The organism is Natrinema saccharevitans, assembly GCF_001953745.1.
In the GTDB taxonomy this organism is placed as follows: domain Archaea; phylum Halobacteriota; class Halobacteria; order Halobacteriales; family Natrialbaceae; genus Natrinema; species Natrinema saccharevitans.
In genome coordinates, this window is sequence record NZ_LWLN01000001.1 from 2241930 (window position 1) to 2259107 (window position 17178).

A 17178-nucleotide genomic window follows, 5' to 3' on the forward strand; every position below is an offset into this window, starting at 1 on the left:
CAAACCATGAAGAATGGGGTTATCAGTACGGGAATCGACCCCGATCTCGGGGTGAATTGTCCGCGAAGAGTGGGTTCGCGGACAGGGTCACTCGCGCCGAAGATTCGTCACTTGCATTTTGGACTCGAGGGCGGCCGTCTGAAAGTCCGAATCCGCGACGACGAGTTGATCGCCGGTCGAACGGGCGGTCGCCGCGATCATCAAATCGCGAACGGCCATCCGGTCGCCATCGGCGAGGAGTTCGTCTTGCAGCCGAGTTGCCTCGAGCGCGATCTCATCGTTGAACTCGAGCGAATGGACGCCGCCGAAGTGCTGGCGCTGCGCCCGGAGATCGGTGTCGCCGCTGCCGAGCGTTCCGGCGAGGACCTCGTAGACACAGATCGCTGACGTGAGGTACGGTTCGTCTTGAGATTCGACGAACGCGACGGTTTCATCGACGCTCTCGAGCATGTCGATGATGACCGACGAATCGAGAAACGTCATCGCTCGAAACTCTCACGGGAGCGATCGATAGCGTCGCGGGCCCGGTCGGCGGTGTCCGAATCCCATGCACCGACGGTGATCGGCTCTTCGTCGCTCGCCAGTCGCTCGAGCAACTCGTCGAAACTCTCGTCGTCGCGCTTGAGGCGATCGAGTTTTGCTTTCGTCTCGTCCGAGACGCGGATGGACGTACTCATATGTATGCATCGTGTATGCAGAAGCTAAGAGGTTTCGCCGCGGAAGCCGCCCAGTATGCCGACCAGACGGCGGAAGAGTGGCAGGAGACCAAAGAGACGTGGGCCGACCGCTACCGTGAGCAGGGAATCGAGGGCGGCGTCGACGAACTCGCGGGACGCTGAACGTGAGCGGGGAGTGCGTACCCCTGCCTCGGTTGAGGCATAGAACGGGAGTCCACGCGAAACCCCGGGGTCGTTCGGAAGATCTCCGATCTTCCGTGATGACGAGAGAGTTTTGCTCTCTCGAATCACTTGACTCCGAGGCGGTTTACTCGCTGCCGAACTCGCGTCGGACGATCTCGCGCTCCGCCTCCGAGAGGCCGTACAACGTCTCGACTCGCTCGTCGATCCGCCGGTCGAGGGTCTCGAGTCGCGCGTCTAACGCCGCCGCACGCTCCCGGGCCTCGCGATAGGCCGCGAGCTCGTCGGCGACGTCCTCGAGTCGGGGCAGGGACAGCGATTCGAGGCGGTCGAGCGGGGAGATCGTCTTCGTCGCGTCGCGTCTGCACCCGGCAGTCCCGTGGTTCGTCGAGATCGCGTGAGGGACGAACGCCGCGAGCAGCGCCGCCCAGTCGTCGTTGGGATCGGTGACCTCGAGGGCGGGGATGGGATCGGTTTCGGTGTACCCCCAGCGATCGGTGTCGACGGCGTCGTCGTCGGGCTTGTACCGGACGGTCGCCGAGAGTTGGAGCGTCGCGCCGTCGTCGACGACAACGGAGCCGAGTTTCAGGGTCGGACGATCGGTCGTCGTCGCCGCGAGGTCCGTCGCTGCCACGCCGTCGGCTCGACGGACGATGGAGAGGTCGCCGACCGACGGGCCGGCCCGGTACTCGTCGAGGTAGTCGGGAAGCGCCAGCGGGAGAGCGGATCGCTCGGCGGTCAGCGAACGCCGTTCGTCGACGGCCGCGACGAGTGCCGGATCGGGGGCGTCGGCCATCGGGACGGGTAGCGATTCGACGGTGGACTGGTTGAGTTGGGGGAAGACGGCGCGATAGGCCGCGTGTTTGTAGTGGTGATAGAAAGCGAGTACCGACGAGTGCAGGACCCCGAGCAGGTGTTTCAGTTCGGCCGCGGATCCCGACTCGAGTCGGACGTTGTATACCGACTTGATCGTGGCGAGGTCGTCGGCGTCGTAGGCGGCGACGAGGGCGTCGCCGGTCTGTCGAAGGAGGAGTTTGGGACTCGCGTATTGCCGCTGCGCTTTCGCCACGTCGGCCGGATCGATGTATCGGAGTTCGTCCGCGTCGAGTCCGTACCGCCGGATCGCAGCGCCGGGCGCGATCGGGCGGCGGTCCGTCCCCGGGCTGTCGGCGAGGGAATCAGCCCGTTTGCCGATCTCCTCGCCGCGGGAGATCTCGATGAACGACTCCAGCGCCGGCCGTTCCTCGAGCGACGAGAGGACGCGTCGCGTCTCGGCGTCCAGATAGATGCGAAACCGGGCGGCGTCCTGTGACTCGAAGACCGAGACGGGGATCGACTCGTAGGACAGCGCGTCGAGGTCGCCCCCGTCGGTCGCGTCGGCACAGCGGACCGTAGCGTCGCCTGATCTATCGCCGCCGCTGACGACGAGCGCCGCGCCCGTTTCGACGCCGTCGAACGCCGCGCCGAGGCGAACGATCGTCGACGGCGGGGCGTTCGTCAGGAGGAACTCCCTGATGGGCGCGTTGCCCTCGCGGGTGAGGATCGAGTCGGGGACGACGAACCCGACGCGCCCGTCTTTCGACAGGCGGACCGCCCGTTCGTAGCAGGCGACGTAGAGGTCGAACTGGTTCTCGGTCGTGACGAACGCGTCCGCGAGGTACGAGCGAAGCGCGGATTCGAGCGACGCGCTGATGTCGGCCCGGCCCGCGGTCGCCACCCAGGGCGGGTTGCCGACGACCGCGTCGAAGCCGGGGTCCGCGAGCGGGCGGCCGGATGGATCGGCGAACTGCTCCGGAAACGCCAGCCGCCAGTGGAGGAAGCCGTCGGCCGCGGCGGCCCGCTGTGCGGCGCTGAACCAGTCGGTCTGCGCGAGTCGATCCCACGCCCCGTCGCCGTCGCCGTCGAGCGCGGCCAGCAACCGGTCGACCGCGTCGTCGGGGACGCACTCGAGGCCGAACGCGCGGGCGGTCCGGACGTTCGCGATCGCCTCGAGTCGCCGACAGCACGGATCACGCTCGAACGAGCGGACGCCGGCCGCCAGTTCCGCGGGAGCGGCGGGCGGGTCGGCCTCGAGGGCGATGCGATCCCGAACGGGCGCGGAGAGATCGACGGTCGCGTCGGTCCAGTCGACCGGGTCGTCCCGTCCCGGGGCCCCCGTCCCGAACGGATCGCGGTCGCTGCCGACCAGCGCGTTCCCGGCCCGGAGGTGGCCCTCGAGGGTCACGGGGGGCCGGTCGGCGGTCAGCGTCCGGAGTCGGAGCGACGCGGTCGCCAGTTCCACCGCGAGCGGACGGCGGTCGACGCCGTAGACGCAGTGCTGGGCGACCCGTCGGCGGGCCCAGTCGACGCCGCGCTCGGGGGCGAGCGACTCGAGTCCCCGCTCGCGGGCCTGTCGTTCCCGTGCGGCGACGAGTTCCCGGGTGAGCGCGTCGACGACCGCGGTCAGGAAGCGGCCGCTGCCCATCGCGGGGTCGAGGACGGCGAGATCGAACACGCGGTCGGCGACCCGATCCGCGAACGGCGCGTCCGTCCCGGGATCGTGGTCGGCGAGATCGGCGCGGATTTCCGACAGGAGCGGCCCGACGGTCCGGTCGACGACGTACTCGACGATGGACGGCGGCGTGTAGTACGAGCCCGAGGTCTTCCGGTGGCTTCCGTCGGCGGTGAGATACGGCTCCCCCCGGTCGACGGCGACGGCGGCCCCGTCGGCTGGGACGTACTCGCCGTCGGCCAGCGCGAGCGGTTCGTCGGCGATTTCGAGGCGCGCCTCGAGCAGCCGTTCGTAGACGCGTCCGAGGTCGCGGACGTCGAGCGACGCGGGGACGAACGGCTCGCGTTCGTCCCCGTCCCGTCGGGCGAGCAGGTCGAGCGCGTGCGACAGGGTATCGTCGCGGACACCGTGTGCGGCGAGAAAGCACGATGAGGGGCTCGAGCGTTCGTCTACGGACCGACTGCTGGAGACGCCGGCAGACCGTTCGAGCCGATCCTCGAGGCGCGCCCAGGCGTCGGTCCCGTCGCCGTCGCCAGAGTCGGGTGACTCGTCGGACCGCGCCGACGCGCCGGAGCCGAGCGCGATCGAGCGCATGCACGACCGTAGTCCGCCGCCGTCGGTTCGCTCGGTCGCGCGCGAGCGCGCCCGCTCCCGTTCGAGGACGACGCCGATCAGGGACCGATAGACGGCGGTGAGAGAAGCCTCGAAGAGCAGTTCGCGGTCGGCCTCGTCGAGATCGTCCCGCTCGAGGGCGGTGTCGGGCGACGCGAGAAAGCCCTCGGCGACGACGGCGACGGCCTCGGCGACGGTCTCCCGGAGGTCGTTGCGGAGCGTCTGCGCGTGGGCGGCCGACCGGTCGGCGGCGCGATCGAGGACGCAGTCGCCGTCGGCGTCCGGCCGAAAGGCGACGCCGCGAAAGAAGTAGTAGACGTACCTGAAGGCCTCACGATCGTCGGCCTCGAGGATCGCGGGGAGGTCGACCTCGTAGTACGAATCCAGCCGGCCGCTTGTCGAGGCGTCGTAGAGCCGCCACCGCCGGCCGTTCGTCAGCATGCCCCAGCGAACGTCGTTTTCCTGTACGGCGACGTGTAGCCTGTGACTGGGGTTCTCGGCGGGCCGATCGTCCCCGGCGGCCCCGCGCCCGTCGAGGTCTCGGTCCCACGACCTGACATCGGCGATCGCGGCGGCCGTATCCGGGACGGCGCTCGCGACCGCGTCCGAATCGTCCCGAATCTGCCCAGCTGCTCGAGCCGTACGCTCGACCCCGTCGTCGCCCGCCAGAAGCGCGTAGTCCGGCCGACTCCGCGGTGGCCCGGTCGACTCGACCGGGACGGCCGACAGTCCGAGGGTTCGGAACGCCGGACGAACGAATCGTTCCTCGATGGCGTCGGTCGCCGTCGACTCACGGACCCGCTCCCAGCGACGGCGCAGTTCGTCGAACGTCTCGCGGCAGTCGGCCTCGTCGATCGCGTCCCACTCGTCGGTTTCCGGAAGCCGCCGCTCGAGGAACGCGCTCGAGAACGGCCCGTGAACGGAGCGAACGTGTGGCGACTGCATGGGTGTGTGGACGGGTCGCGGGCCGGCCGGGCCAGCGGGACGCGAGGAGCCGGTAGCGATCGGGCGGCCTCAGTGCTGTGTCCCTTCCCAAGTCAGGCCCGCAACACATAGGTTTTCCTCAGCCTCCGACGATTCGAGACGGCGACCCGGCCGCGTCATCGATCACCGCGCGGATACCGATCCGGCGCGGCGGCGGGTGTCCGGCGCTCGAGCAAGTCCAGCACGGGTTCGCTCGCGGCGAGGCGGATCCCGAGTCGAGTGAGCCGGTCTCGGACCGTCGCGGGGACGAGGGTGCCGTACAGCGATCCCAGCAGCGGGACCGGCCCGACGCGGTAGTGCGTGTCGGGAGTTCGAGCGGTCGCGGCCTCCCGAACCGTCTCGGCGACCCGCTCGGGCTCGTTGACGAGCGGGCCGCCGCCTTCGACGGCCCGGACCCGCTCGAGGACCCGATAGAGATCGGTGTTGCCGTCCGATCCGACGACGGTCACGTTCCTGCGCGCCGCGGTCGTGGGGTCGCGATCGGCGGTCGTCCCGTCGACACCGGGTCGCGGCGACTCCGCGCTCGCGGCTGCATCCTCGACGGCCGCCAGCGCGCGGTCGTAGAACGGCGTCGCGACGATCCCCGGCTGGACGACGACGACCGCGATCTCGGTCTCCGACAACTCCTGTCGAAGCGCGTCGCTGAGGCTCGCCAGCGCCCACTTCGAGGCCGTGTAGCCGCCGATGCCGGCCAGCGCGAGTCGGTCCGCGGCGCTGGTCACGTTCACGATCCGGCCGCGGCCGCGCTCGCGCATCCCCGGCAGCACCGCACGGAGCAGGCGGTGGGGTCCGAAACAGTGGACCGCGAACTGGCGCTCGAGCAGACGCGCCGGCACGTCCTCGACGGGCCCGAACTGCCCGTAGCCCGCGTTGTTGACCAGACAGTCGACGCCGCCGGCCTCCCCGCGGATCCGGGCGACGACGCGGTCGATATCGCCGGGCTCGGTCAGGTCGAGCGCCGCGAGGTCGGCCCCGCGGTCGGCCAGTCGCTCGAGGCCCGGTCGGTCCCGATCGCGGGCGGTCGCGTAGACGCGCCACCCCTCTTCGAGCAGCGCGCGGGCGGTTTCGTAGCCGATCCCGGACGAACAGCCGGTCACGAGTGCGGTCGATGGCATGCGAGCGCATACGACGGCCCGACAGAAGGGGCTCCGCGTCGGTCGGTCGCGCGGACCGTCACGGCTGTGGACGGGTCCGGTCGGGAGCGGGCGAGACGGGCCAGCGCTCCGGGCGACACTCGGTCGCCGGCCGTCCGCAGGACGGTTCGCCTGTCGAACCGCGGTAGTTCCGATCGGCTCCGCCGCTCCGCCTGCTCCCCCGCTGTCATGGCCCGGAACATATCATAAATACTGATAAACGGTCCGTTCAGTTCGAGCGAGCCCGCCGTCGGATTCGCTCTCGAACCGACCCCCACTCGGACTCGCATCCGCCGTCGTCGCCGCCTCGCTCGAGCCCGTCCGAACAATGATATGGCCGGCCCGCCCAGTGACAGCCAACGGATCCCGTCGATCATGACGAGTCATTACGATCACGCGCAGGTGCAGGAGTTCTGGCAGTACGTCTGGGAGCGCGACGACGTCTACGAACTCGACGACGACGCCGTCGACCCGACGTACGTCCTCGGGATGTTCCCCTACACGTCGGGGACGCTTCACATGGGCCACGTCCGCAACTACGCGATCACGGACGCCTACGCCCGCTACCGTCGAATGTGCGGCGACGACGTCCTCCACCCGATGGGGTGGGACGCGTTCGGTCTCCCCGCGGAGAACGCCGCCTTCGAGCGCAAGACCGATCCGCGCTCGTGGACCGAGGCCTGCATCCGACGGATGCGCGAGGAACTCGAGACGATGGGGTTTGGCTACGACTGGTCGCGCGAGATTACCACCTGCGACCCCGACTACTACCGGTGGAACCAGTGGCTGTTCGAACGCTTCCACGAGGCGGGTCTCGTCGAGTACGAGGCGGCGACGGTCAACTGGTGTCCGGACTGCGAGACGGTGCTGGCCGACGCGCAGGTCAGCGAAACCGACGGCGACCGCGTCTGCTGGCGCTGTGAGACGCCCGTCGGGCGGCGGGAACTCGACCAGTGGTTCTTCGCGATCACCGACTACGCCGAGGAGTTGTACGAGGGGCTCGACGACCTCGAGGGGTGGCCCGAGGGCGTCCGCGAGATCCAGCGCAACTGGATCGGCCGACAGGAAGGGGCCCGGATCACGTTCGACGTGTCCCGCGACCGGGACGGCGACGACGACCGCGGGGACGACAGTGACGCCGGCACCGTCGACGTGTTCAGCACCCGTCCCGAGACGGTCCACGGCGCGACCTACCTCGCGGTCTCGCCCGGCCACGACCTCGCCCGGGAACTGGCCGAAGACGACGACGCCGTCGCCGACTACGTCGAGACCGTCCGCGACCGGGACCCCGACGAGGTCGGGTTCGACGGCGTCGAGACCGACGCGACCGCCGTCCACCCCCTGACCGGCGCGGAACTGCCGGTCTACGTCGCCGGCTACGTCTTAGCGGACGTCGGGACCGGGGCCGTGATGGGCGTCCCCGCCCACAACGAGCGCGACCACGCCTTCGCCGGCGAACACGACCTGCCGATCGAGCGCGTGATCCGACCCGACGACGACGCCGAGATCGACGTCGAAACCGAGGCCTACACCGGCGAGGGCAGTCTCGAGGAAAGCGGCGAGTACGACGGCACGGAGAGCCAGCGGGCCCGCGAGCGGATCGTCGCGGAGAACGACGCCCTCGAGGACGACGTCACCTACCGGCTGCGGGACTGGCTGATCTCCCGGCAGCGCTACTGGGGGACGCCGATCCCGATCGTCCACTGCGACGACTGCGGGGCGGTCCCCGTCCCCGAGGACGAGCTGCCGGTCGAGCTCCCCGAGTTCGTCCGGACGACCGGCAACCCGCTGGACGCCGCCGAGGAGTGGAAAGCGACGACGTGTCCGGACTGCGGTGCGCCGGCCGAGCGCGAGACGGACACGATGGACACCTTCGTCGACTCCTCGTGGTACTACCTGCGATTCCTCTCGCCCGACCTCGCGGACGCGCCGTTCGACACCGACCGCGCCGACGACTGGATGCCGGTCGACGTCTACGTCGGCGGCGACGAACACGCCGCCTTGCACCTGCTCTATACCCGATTCTTCACGAAGGCGCTGGCCGATCTCGGGCTGCTCGAGGAACGGGAGCCGATCCGGGAACTCAAGAGCCAGGGGACGGTGCTGTACGACGGCGAGAAGATGTCCAGTTCGAAGGGCAACGTCGTCACGCCCGAGGAGTACGGCGCGGAGACGACCCGGCTGTTCGTCCTCTCGGCGGCCCACCCCGAACAGGACTTCGAGTGGACCGCCAACAACGTCCGCGGGGCCTACGACCTCCAGCAGACCCTCTACGGGATGGCGACGGAGTTCGTCGACGAGGGCGACGCCCGCCTCGAGCGCCGGGGCCACGACGACTACGTGGCCCGGGAGATCGACCGCACCATCGCGGCGGCCACCGAGGAGTACGAGCGCTTTCGCTTTCACCGCGCGGCGACCGAGATCCGGGAACTCGCCCGACTGCTGCGCCGGTACCGCGAGTACGACCGGCCCCACGGCGAGGTCTACCGGCGCGGCCTGCTAACGCTGGCCGCGCTGATCGCGCCGATGGCCCCTCACCTCGGCGAGGAGTGCTGGAACAAGCTCCGCGGCGAGGGGCTGGTCGTCGAGGCCGACTGGCCCGAGCCGGACGGCGACGTCGCGGCCTACCAGCGCGAGCGCCGGCTCGTCGATCGCACCCTCGAGGACGTCCGGGACATCGTCGACGTCGCCGACATCGACGAACCCGAGCGGATCGACCTCGTCGTCGCCGCCGACTGGAAGTACCGGGCGGCCGAACTGGTCGCCGATGCCGCCGGCGGCGACGACGGGATCGACGTCGACGGAATCGTCGACCGGCTCTTCGACCACGGCGCGCTCGAGGTCACCGCCGATCGCGAGCGAGTCGCCGCGTTCGTCGGTCGACTCACCGGCCGCGACGGTGGTGACGGCGAGGACGTGCTGCCGGCCGACCGCGAACTGGCCGTCCTCGAACGCGCCGACTGGCTCGTCACCGACGAGTTCGACGCGACCGTCGCCGTCCGCCAGGCCGACGCCGACGACGACCTCGCGGCCAAGGCCCGGCCGGGCAAACCCGCGATCCGCATCGAGTGACGAGGGCGGCGGTGAGAGCGGCCCATCGGTGCCTTGGCTGCAGTGGACGGTCGGAAAGGTAGTTTTATTCCATCGGCATCGGTAGGTCCGGATACGATGGTGGAGGGTGGCGATACCGTTGTCGATCCGTCGAACCGGCCGCCGAGTCAGGCGGTGATCGAAGCCGTCGCCGAGGCCGAAGGCGTCCCGCCGGAGGACCTCGCCCCGCCGGCGTACGAACCGCTGCACGCCGTTGTCGACCCCGACGCGCTCGACGCGCTCTTCGCGGCCCGATCGGAGGGCGCGGACCGACCGGGCGGCACCGTCTCGTTTCGCTTCTGTAGCTACGACGTGACCGTCGATGGGGACGGACGGGTCACGCTCGAGGAGTCGATCGAGCCGGCAGACTGAACAGCCGTCGGGGCCCGTGCCGGTGTCTCGGAACCGATCGGCCCCGACGGAAGACACGGAAAGACTCTTTTCGACGAAGCCGCGACTACCGCCACGATGGAGCGTCCCCACGAGGTCCTCGGTCTGTCCCCGGACGCCGACGAGCAGGCCGTCCGCGAGGCCTACCGATCGCTTCTCACGGACCACCATCCGGATCAGGGCGGCTCTCGGGAACGGTTCCTCGAGATCACGGACGCCTACGAGCGGCTTCTCGGAGAACGACGGGCGACCGACCGTGACGGCGGTGCGATCGCGGAGGGAGCGGCCCGCTATCGAGTGACCTACGCGCCCGATCCCGACGCGGAGCGGGACCGTCACGAACTGACCGTCAGCGGCGAGTACCTCTCGCTCTCGCTGGCCGGTCTCGTCGACGGCGTCGATATCGCGTCGCTGGTCGACGGCCCCGTGACCGCCGCAGCGACCCGAACCGTTGCCTTTCTCCGCGCCCACAACACCGGCTCCCGGCCGCTCGAGTGGCGGGGGCGGGCGAACACCTCCTTTATCGGCAGCGATGGATTCCTCTACGAGGGCTCGAGCATCGTCGCCCCCCACGCCACCGACTTGCCGGGCCGCTGGACCGGGGTCGACGTCACTCTCGAGCCGGGCCGAGCGGTCGACGGCGTCGTCATCGCCGGCGAGATTCCGGACGACGTCGCCGTCGAGCAGGTCGTCTACACCCAGCGCGCCCCCGACGCGGACGGCGACGGGACCGGTGACACCGAGCGGTACCTCTTCGAACTGCGGCCGCTGGTCCGCGAGCGGCTCAACCGGCTGCCGTTCGAGCGAGACTGAGCCCGGTGCGGGCTCGGCCGGCTCGAGCGATCGGCGTTGCTTTCCGAACACAGCGTGCTGGAACAGCAAGGGTCAAAGGGTGGTGTTCCTAACGTCCGGCAATGGCAACCGCTGACGCGAGACGGCGACTCCGGGAGCGGCCGAAGGGCGCGACGATCGTCCTGACCATCGTCGGCTACGCGCTGGTACTCGGCACCTTCCTGCTGGACGTGCCGATCTACCCCGACCTGACGAACGAGCAGGTCAACCTGCTCTCGCATCTCATCGCGGGCATCAACACCACCGCGACGATCGTGTTGACGCTCGGCTGGTACTGGATCCGCAACGGCGAGGTCGAGAAACACCGGCTGGCGATGGTCTCGGGATTCGTCCTGATCCTGGGCTTTCTGGTCGTCTACCTGCTCAAGGTCGGCGGCGGCGGCACCAAGGAGTTCGTCGGTCCCGACCCCGTCTACTACGCCTACCTCATCATGCTCGCGATCCACATCGTCCTCTCGATCGTTTCCGTCCCCGTGGTCCTCTACGCACTGATCCTCGGGCTGACCCACACGCCCGCGGAACTCCGTCGGACGGCCCACGCCCGGATCGGACGGATCGCCGCCGCCGCGTGGATTCTGAGTCTGTTCCTCGGGGTCGTCACCTACGTCCTGCTCAACCACGCCTTCGACTACGAGTTCGCGGCGATGCTCGTCCCGGCGCTGTTCTGACCGACGGGACTACCGTCCCGCAGGACCCACAAGTTATCCCCGCGCCCGTCCTACCCTCGAGCAACGAATGCAATTCGTCGAAGAAATCGTCGTGGACGAGTTCCTTCCCACCGTCCGCTCGCTGCTGGCCGGCGACCTCCGCGACCGCGGGCTCACCCAGAGCGAGGTGGCCGAGGTCCTCGGCATCAGCCAGAGCGCCGTCTCGAAGTACGCCCACGGCGACGTGACCGTCAACGACCGTATCGCAGACGACGAGCGCGTCCGGGACCTCGTGGACGAACTCGGCAGCGGACTGGCCGGCGGCGAGATCTCGCCGGTCCAGGCCCTGATCGAACTCGAGGTCCTGATCCGCGATCTCGAAGGCGGCGGCGACCTCCTCGCGCAGCTCCACGAGGAGGCCGTCCCGGAACTGGCCGACCACGGCTCGAGCTTTCGGGTCCACGACCCCGAGAGCGACCCCCGCTCGAGCGAGCGGGTCCTCTCCTCGCTGCGCCGGGGACTGCGGGTCCTCGAGACCGCGAGCGGGTTCACGGGGTTGATCCCCGCGGTCGGCTCGAACCTCGTCGCCTGCACGCCCGACGCCGAGGGTGTCGACGACGTGGCCGGCGTCCCGGGCCGGATCTTCGACGTGAAGGGGCGGGCGACCGTCCCCGCCGATCCCGAGTTCGGCGTCTCAGAACACGTCGCGCGCGTGCTGCTGGCCGCCCGCCGCCACGGGGCCGACGTCGCCGCCGGGATCAACGTCACCTACGAGCCGGAACTGATCGACGAACTGGCCCAGCGGGGCCACGTCGCCGCCGAATTCGACGAATCTGGCGACGTCGCCTCGAGCGTCGGCGCGGCGATCGAGGAGGAACCCGAAGCGACCGTCCTCTACCAGACCGGCGGCATGGGGATCGAGCCGCTGATCTACGTCCTCGGGACCGACGCGGAGTCGGTCGCGGACGCGATCCGGTCGCTGGTCTGAGCGTCCCGATGACCGAATCCGCACAGGAGTTCTACGGCCGCTGGGCCCGCCTCTACGACCTGATCGCGCGCGAGACGCCTGGAGTCGCCCGGCTCCGGCGACGGGCGGCCGCCGCCTGCCGCCTCGAGCCCGGCGACACCGTCGTCGAGATGGGCTGTGGCACCGGCGCGAACCTCCCGTATCTGCGCGACCAGGTGGGCCCCGAGGGGACCGTCGTCGGGATCGACTTCACCCGGCCTGTCCTCGAACGGGCGCGGGCCGCCACCGCCGAGTACGACAACGTCCACGTCCTGCAGGGGGACGCGACGGAGCCGCCGGTCGGGCTCGAGGCGGCGCGGTCGGCCACGAGCAGTATCGACGCCGTCCTCGCCACGTTCGTCGTCGGGATGCTCGCGGACCCCGCGGGCGCGGTCGACGACTGGTGCGACCTCGTCGGTCCCGGTGGCCACGTCGTCCTCGCGAACGCCGCCCGGAGCGACGAGTGGTACGCGCCGCCGGTCAACGCCGTCTTCCGGGCGATCGTCGTCCTCTCGACGCCGCCGACGACGCGACTCCGCTACGACGACTCGCCGCACCTGCGCCTCGACGCGAAGATCGACGCCGCCCACGAGCGACTCCGGGAGCGGGCGGTCGCCGTCGCGGACGAAACTCACCTGTTCGGCGTCGTTCGGCTGACCGGCGGCCGGGTGGCGTAGGCGAGCCGCGAGCGGGGGTGCTTCATAGAGACTGTCGACGTGCAGGCAAACGCATAGCCCCCCGCTCGAGAACGGTCACCTATGGCGACCGTTGAGAACGTCCTCTCGTCGATCTTCAGCACGATCCCGGAACTGCATTCGGGACAACTCGGGCTGCTTTCGGGGGTTCTCGTCGGCTTGCTCTACTGGCACGGCCACCACCGGTCGTCGCTGGCCGCCCTCACCGGGTTCTACCTGCTTGCGATCGGCGTCGTTCCCGCATCGACGCGGGGGCTCGCGGTGGTCCAGTCCAAGCCGTGGTACTTCTGCTCGCTGCTGGTCGCCACCGCCGTCTGTGCGATCACCGGCCGCGTCCTCTGGACGCGACTGCCGCTCCGGCGCGGCGTCTCGCGCTCGAGCGGCGTCGAGAGCCGATCCGAGGTCGGGCGCGCGAGTCGGGCCGACGGCGACGGCCGCCGCTGATAGCCGCGACGGTCACTCGCGGTCGCGAACGATGGGACATCTGAATCCGATCCCGGCGTCGCGGAGTCGCCACCGGGCCTCGAGGACGGCCCAGCACGACCCCGTCAGGACGCCGCCGGCGATGGCGACGGCCTCGGTCTTGCCGACCCAGACCGGGGCGACGAAGATCGCGGCGTTGTAGACTCGATGGGGGAGAACCGACTCGACCACGCCGCCGACGAACTCGATCGGCCGGAACCCGACCCCCTCGTTACCGCCGGTAGCGACCGTCCGCGACTCGAGGCCGAGCGACCGGGCGCTGTGGCCGCCCGCGCTCTCGTCGCCCGTCTCGAGGCGTTCGGCGTCGTAGGCCAGCGTCGATTCGACCTGCCAGACGATCGCCCCCGATTCGTTGACCTCGATGACGCGGTTGCCGTGGGTGTCGGAGATCAGCGTGTTGCCGTTGGGCAGTCGGTCGGCGTCGCGGGGCCACTGGATCCGATCGTCCTCCCACTGCCACGTCTGGGTCCACTCGCCGTCTTCGCGCTGGAACTCCTCGATCACGCCGTTCTCGGAGTCGGCGACGACGACCGCGGGCCCGCCGCGGCTCTCGGGGATGTAGTCGGGGTTGTGCTGCTCGTGAAGGACGTCGTAGTCGTTCTCGCTGCCCAGCGTCCAGTCCTCGAGCAGGCCCTCCTCCCGATCGAGGAAGACGACCTGATCCTGGTTGCGGACGCTGACCATGATCCGCCCCTCCATCTCGCCGCTCTCGATGTACTCGACGTCGTTGATGTGGGTCCAGTCGGTGGGGTAGGCGTGGCCGCTCTCGAGGTCGAACGCGCTCTGGGCGTCCCAGAGCCACTCGACGACCTCCGTCTCCGTGTCGACGACGAAGACCTGATCCGCGATGATGTCGGCGACGACGACGTGATCCTCGTCGATGCGGTCGGCGTCGTGCCACTCGCCGGCGTTTTCCTTGTGGTCGTAGCGTTCGTAGACGACCTCGACCTCGCCGGTGGCGAGGTTCGCGCGCTCGATAACGTTGCGGGCACAGGGTGGGTCGCCGCAGGTCGGCCCGGCCGTGTGAATCGTGTCGGTCGCGGTGTACTCGACCGTCAGGGGATCGCCCGCGACGGGGTCGACGTCGAAGTACTTCGTCCGCGAATTGTTGTAGTAGACGACCTCGCCGTCGGGCGCGTAGGCGGTGATCGTCCCCGCCCGTCCCGACTCGGTGACGACCGTGTGGTTCTCCGTCGGCGGGGCCTCCGGGACGGCGTCGGCGGACGCCGTCGAGAGGCTTCCCCACGCCGCGCCGGCGACGACGGCAGCCGAGGCGAGGAGCAACACGGCGAAGAGGGCGCGGAGTCGGGTCCGCGTGATCCCCGCTCGAACGCGGGCGACCCCCGATCGGACGCGACCGCGCGACTGCGACCTGTCACCCACGGTTCGGCCCTCCTCGAGTCGGACGCGGCTCGTCCGTCGCGGTTCCGTCGCGGTCCTGCCGCGAGTAGCGGTGATCGGCGATTCGCGTCATCGAACCCGTATCGACTCGGCCACACCCTGACGGAAAACCGTAACCGTGCGATTGCAACCCCTGATACGGATCGCTGTGACGATTTCCCGGCACAACCGGACCGGGAGCGGTTGCGCCGGAACTGATTTACAGTAAACCGTATGCGAGTTCCGGCCGCCGACTCGCTTCGTTCGGACCGACATCCGCGGCGAACGCGAGCGCCACTCCGACTCGCCGGTTACGCCGGGGCCTCGAGCCCCTCGTACGCCCGGATGCGGTCGGCGATCCGGTCGGGGATGGGGCTCGGCCGCTCCGTCTCGGGATCGACGTGAACGATGGTCGTCTCGGCGGTCGCCGCGACGTCGCCGTCGACCCGGATCTCGTAGCGCATCGTACAACTGGCGTCGCCCAGGTGCGAGACCGACAGCGCGACCGTCGGCTCGTCGCCCTTCCGGATCGGCCGCTCGTAGGAGATCTCGAGGTTCGCGATGACGAAGGAGATGTCCTCGGAGCGCAGTTCGGCGACGTTCCCGAGGTAGTCGGTCCGGGCCGCCTCGAGGTAGCTGGCGTAGACGGCGTGGTTGACGTGGTTCAGCGGATCGAGGTCGCGATAGCGAACGGGAACGTCGACGGTGAACTCCGCACTCATTGTACGTTGCCGAAGCCGACTGGAACAAAAATACGTACCGGTTACGGCTCCGTCCGACCTCGAGACGGCGACGCAGTCGGCCGATTTCACTCCCCGTACAGTCGCGCGTGGTCGTCACAGAACGCCGGCTCGCGCAGTTGGGCCGCGAGCAGGGCCGCCTGATAGTGGGCGTTGAACAGCCGACAGCCCTCGCGGTCGCAAAACGCCTCGCCGGTCCCGAGGTAGTGATACCCCTGTAACACCGTCCCCTTCAGCACCTCGGTGGTCCGGGGATCGTCCGCGATCAGGAAGTCGCCGTCGACCCGGTTCTCGAGGACCTCTCTGGGCGGCGTATCGCCCGAGAGCAGGGCGTGGCGTTGCTGTTCCTCGTAGTAGGACTCGGGCTTGGCGGGGGCCTCGTAGAGGCCGGGAACCGAGACCAGCGCCGGCTGGCCGAGGACGGTCACGCGCTTGTGCCAGCGGCCGTCGTGGTCGCCCCAGGTCCCGACCGCCCGATCGAGGACCGGCACGTGCAGCGTCTCGAGGCCGCGCTCGTCCGCGGGCAGCGCGGCGTTGAGCGCGCGCTGGACCTGCACGCCGTCGTAGAGGACCCCGCCCTCGCGCTCGGGGTTCTCGAGGGCCCGTTCCTCGTAACGGATCGTCCCCAGCATCGTGTTGCCCGTCTCGCGCTCGTACGGCGAGGGGACTCGCGCCTCGGCGAACCGCTCCGCGAGGTCGTCCGTGCGGTGGACCTCGAGAAAACGATCCCGGACGGTCACGTCGGCGTCGACCCGCGCGGCCAGCCAGTCGACGACCGCGTCGACGTCGGCCACCGTCGAGGGCGCTCGGTAGCAGATGATGCGCTCGACCATGCGGGAGTCCGCGGTCAGTCGTCCGCGGGAGTCACACGCGAGGTCAGTTCGACGGGGTCGGCGTCGACCTCGAGTTCGTCGAGCGCTTCCTGGGCGGCCCGCTTCCCGGAGACGAGCATGGCGCCGAAGGTCGGGCCCATCCGCGGGAGACCGTAGGTCGTCGCGGTGGCCATGCCCGTCGCGATGAGGCCGTCGTGGACGAGGCCGGTGTGTTCGACGACGGCGTCCTCGCTCTTGCCGACCCACATGGAGTCGTGACCGGGCGAGTCGTGGCCGGGCGCGCCGTAGGAGTCGTCGCCGGTCTGGTCCATGCCCGTCGCCGACGCCTCGGCGTCGCCGATGCCCGGCGCGTCGAGGACGCCCCGTTCGTCGAGTTTCTTGACCGCCATCGCGTCGTGGCCGGTCGCGTCGATGACCAGATCGGCCTCGACGGCGATCGGGTCGACGCAGGTGATCTCGCGGGGCAGCGCGTGGACCGGCGTCCAGTTCATGACGATGCCGCCGACGCGGTGGTCCTCGCGGATGACGATGTCCGTAAACTCCGTCATGTTCTGCATCTTCGCGCCGGCGTCGCAGGCGGCCTTGATCAGGCCCGAACAGGCCTCGGGGCCGTTCGCGACGTACAGTCCCTCGCTGTCCTGGGATTCCTTGAAGTCGACGTCTAAGTCCTCGAGGATCTCCTGTGCGGGGTCGCGGACGGTGACCTTGTTCATCAGGAAGCCGCCGAGCCAGAACCCGCCGCCGAGGTAGTTGTTCTTCTCGACGACCATCGTCTGGACGCCGCGCTCGGAGAGTTCCTTCGCCGCGGTCAGCCCCGAGGGACCGCCGCCGACGATGATGACGTCCGAGTCGGAAAAGTCCATGAACTCCTCGGTCCACTCCTGTCCGATCGCGCGGGTGACGTCGGCTTCGCCGACCTGACTGAACTGCTCGAATTCGCTCATACAACTAGGTGGTATGATCCAGTAGTGAAAAGTCTGTCGCA

General features: G+C 69.5%; 16 protein-coding genes. 8 read left to right on the plus strand and 8 right to left on the minus strand.

Features of this window, described 5'->3' with window-relative positions; translation table 11 throughout:
* Positions 1-87: 87 nt before the first annotated feature.
* Together A6E15_RS11390 and A6E15_RS11395 are read right to left on the minus strand one after the other, a co-directional pair.
* Positions 88-483 carry a PIN domain-containing protein gene (locus tag A6E15_RS11390; RefSeq protein WP_076146297.1) on the minus strand — a complete coding sequence of 132 codons (396 nt, stop codon included), beginning with the start codon at positions 481-483 and terminating at the stop codon, positions 88-90.
* Positions 480-677: a DUF7557 family protein gene (locus A6E15_RS11395; protein WP_076146299.1), complete on the minus strand. Its 198-nt coding sequence runs from the start codon at positions 675-677 to the stop codon at positions 480-482. The genes A6E15_RS11390 and A6E15_RS11395 overlap by 4 nt, the downstream gene beginning before the upstream one ends.
* Between A6E15_RS11395 and A6E15_RS20980 the strand changes: the two genes are divergently transcribed.
* Complete coding sequence (locus tag A6E15_RS20980; RefSeq protein ID WP_175607177.1) at positions 678-839, plus strand: hypothetical protein; 162 nt, start codon at positions 678-680, stop codon at positions 837-839.
* 145 nt (positions 840-984) lie between these two features.
* Here the strand turns inward: A6E15_RS20980 and A6E15_RS11400 are convergent, their stop codons facing one another.
* Together A6E15_RS11400 and A6E15_RS11405 are read right to left on the minus strand one after the other, a co-directional pair.
* A complete protein-coding gene (locus A6E15_RS11400; protein ID WP_076146300.1) occupies positions 985-4905 on the minus strand; it encodes an Eco57I restriction-modification methylase domain-containing protein in 3921 nt (1306 codons plus the stop codon).
* A 155-nt stretch (positions 4906-5060) separates the two neighbouring features.
* Entirely contained in the window at positions 5061-6059 is a 999-nt protein-coding gene (locus A6E15_RS11405; protein ID WP_076146302.1) for an SDR family oxidoreductase, read from the minus strand.
* A 393-nt stretch (positions 6060-6452) separates the two neighbouring features.
* Between A6E15_RS11405 and leuS the strand changes: the two genes are divergently transcribed.
* The 7 genes from leuS (at position 6453) to A6E15_RS11440 (ending at position 13201) form a co-directional block, all read left to right on the plus strand.
* Complete coding sequence (gene leuS, locus A6E15_RS11410; protein ID WP_076148316.1) at positions 6453-9149, plus strand: leucine--tRNA ligase; 2697 nt, start codon at positions 6453-6455, stop codon at positions 9147-9149.
* 96 nt (positions 9150-9245) lie between these two features.
* Positions 9246-9539 carry a HalOD1 output domain-containing protein gene (locus tag A6E15_RS11415; protein WP_076146303.1) on the plus strand — a complete coding sequence of 98 codons (294 nt, stop codon included), beginning with the start codon at positions 9246-9248 and terminating at the stop codon, positions 9537-9539.
* A gap of 96 nt (positions 9540-9635) precedes the next feature.
* Complete coding sequence (locus A6E15_RS11420; protein WP_076146305.1) at positions 9636-10370, plus strand: J domain-containing protein; 735 nt, start codon at positions 9636-9638, stop codon at positions 10368-10370.
* Between the two features lie 101 nt (positions 10371-10471).
* Entirely contained in the window at positions 10472-11077 is a 606-nt protein-coding gene (locus tag A6E15_RS11425; RefSeq protein ID WP_076146306.1) for a DUF420 domain-containing protein, read from the plus strand.
* Between the two features lie 67 nt (positions 11078-11144).
* The gene (locus tag A6E15_RS11430; protein WP_076146308.1) at positions 11145-12044 is read left to right on the plus strand and encodes a thiamine-phosphate synthase family protein; all 900 of its coding nucleotides are present in this window, start codon (positions 11145-11147) and stop codon (positions 12042-12044) included.
* 8 nt (positions 12045-12052) lie between these two features.
* Entirely contained in the window at positions 12053-12739 is a 687-nt protein-coding gene (locus A6E15_RS11435; protein ID WP_076146310.1) for a class I SAM-dependent methyltransferase, read from the plus strand.
* An 81-nt stretch (positions 12740-12820) separates the two neighbouring features.
* Positions 12821-13201 carry a hypothetical protein gene (locus A6E15_RS11440; RefSeq protein ID WP_076146311.1) on the plus strand — a complete coding sequence of 127 codons (381 nt, stop codon included), beginning with the start codon at positions 12821-12823 and terminating at the stop codon, positions 13199-13201.
* 12 nt (positions 13202-13213) lie between these two features.
* On the opposite strand, the gene A6E15_RS11445 is transcribed toward A6E15_RS11440, so the two are convergent.
* The 4 genes from A6E15_RS11445 to A6E15_RS11460 form a co-directional block, all read right to left on the minus strand.
* Positions 13214-14623, minus strand: coding sequence for an aryl-sulfate sulfotransferase (locus tag A6E15_RS11445; protein WP_076146313.1), 1410 nt, complete (start codon positions 14621-14623; stop codon positions 13214-13216).
* Between the two features lie 308 nt (positions 14624-14931).
* Positions 14932-15342, minus strand: a complete 411-nt coding sequence (locus A6E15_RS11450) for an acyl-CoA thioesterase (protein ID WP_076146314.1) — start codon at positions 15340-15342, stop codon at positions 14932-14934.
* Positions 15343-15428: 86 nt separating this feature from the next.
* On the minus strand, positions 15429-16193 hold the full coding sequence (locus A6E15_RS11455) for a DUF7001 family protein (RefSeq protein WP_076146316.1): 765 nt from the start codon (positions 16191-16193) through the stop codon (positions 15429-15431).
* A 14-nt stretch (positions 16194-16207) separates the two neighbouring features.
* Entirely contained in the window at positions 16208-17137 is a 930-nt protein-coding gene (locus A6E15_RS11460; protein WP_076146317.1) for a sulfide-dependent adenosine diphosphate thiazole synthase, read from the minus strand.
* Positions 17138-17178: the final 41 nt, after the last annotated feature.

Excerpts from the sequence above, each read along its gene's own strand:
- A6E15_RS11405 (WP_076146302.1), bottom strand. The coding sequence starts at position 6,059 with ATGCCATCGACCGCACTCGTGACCGGCTGTTCGTCCGGGATCGGCTAC.
- A6E15_RS11395 (WP_076146299.1), bottom strand. The coding sequence starts at position 677 with ATGAGTACGTCCATCCGCGTCTCGGACGAGACGAAAGCAAAACTCGAT.
- A6E15_RS11425 (WP_076146306.1), top strand. The coding sequence starts at position 10,472 with ATGGCAACCGCTGACGCGAGACGGCGACTCCGGGAGCGGCCGAAGGGC.
- A6E15_RS20980 (WP_175607177.1), top strand. The coding sequence starts at position 678 with ATGTATGCATCGTGTATGCAGAAGCTAAGAGGTTTCGCCGCGGAAGCC.
- A6E15_RS11420 (WP_076146305.1), top strand. The coding sequence starts at position 9,636 with ATGGAGCGTCCCCACGAGGTCCTCGGTCTGTCCCCGGACGCCGACGAG.
- A6E15_RS11415 (WP_076146303.1), top strand. The coding sequence starts at position 9,246 with ATGGTGGAGGGTGGCGATACCGTTGTCGATCCGTCGAACCGGCCGCCG.
- A6E15_RS11455 (WP_076146316.1), bottom strand. The coding sequence starts at position 16,193 with ATGGTCGAGCGCATCATCTGCTACCGAGCGCCCTCGACGGTGGCCGAC.
- A6E15_RS11400 (WP_076146300.1), bottom strand. The coding sequence starts at position 4,905 with ATGCAGTCGCCACACGTTCGCTCCGTTCACGGGCCGTTCTCGAGCGCG.
- A6E15_RS11435 (WP_076146310.1), top strand. The coding sequence starts at position 12,053 with ATGACCGAATCCGCACAGGAGTTCTACGGCCGCTGGGCCCGCCTCTAC.
- leuS (WP_076148316.1), top strand. The coding sequence starts at position 6,453 with ATGACGAGTCATTACGATCACGCGCAGGTGCAGGAGTTCTGGCAGTAC.
- A6E15_RS11460 (WP_076146317.1), bottom strand. The coding sequence starts at position 17,137 with ATGAGCGAATTCGAGCAGTTCAGTCAGGTCGGCGAAGCCGACGTCACC.
- A6E15_RS11450 (WP_076146314.1), bottom strand. The coding sequence starts at position 15,342 with ATGAGTGCGGAGTTCACCGTCGACGTTCCCGTTCGCTATCGCGACCTC.
- A6E15_RS11430 (WP_076146308.1), top strand. The coding sequence starts at position 11,145 with ATGCAATTCGTCGAAGAAATCGTCGTGGACGAGTTCCTTCCCACCGTC.
- A6E15_RS11390 (WP_076146297.1), bottom strand. The coding sequence starts at position 483 with ATGACGTTTCTCGATTCGTCGGTCATCATCGACATGCTCGAGAGCGTC.
- A6E15_RS11440 (WP_076146311.1), top strand. The coding sequence starts at position 12,821 with ATGGCGACCGTTGAGAACGTCCTCTCGTCGATCTTCAGCACGATCCCG.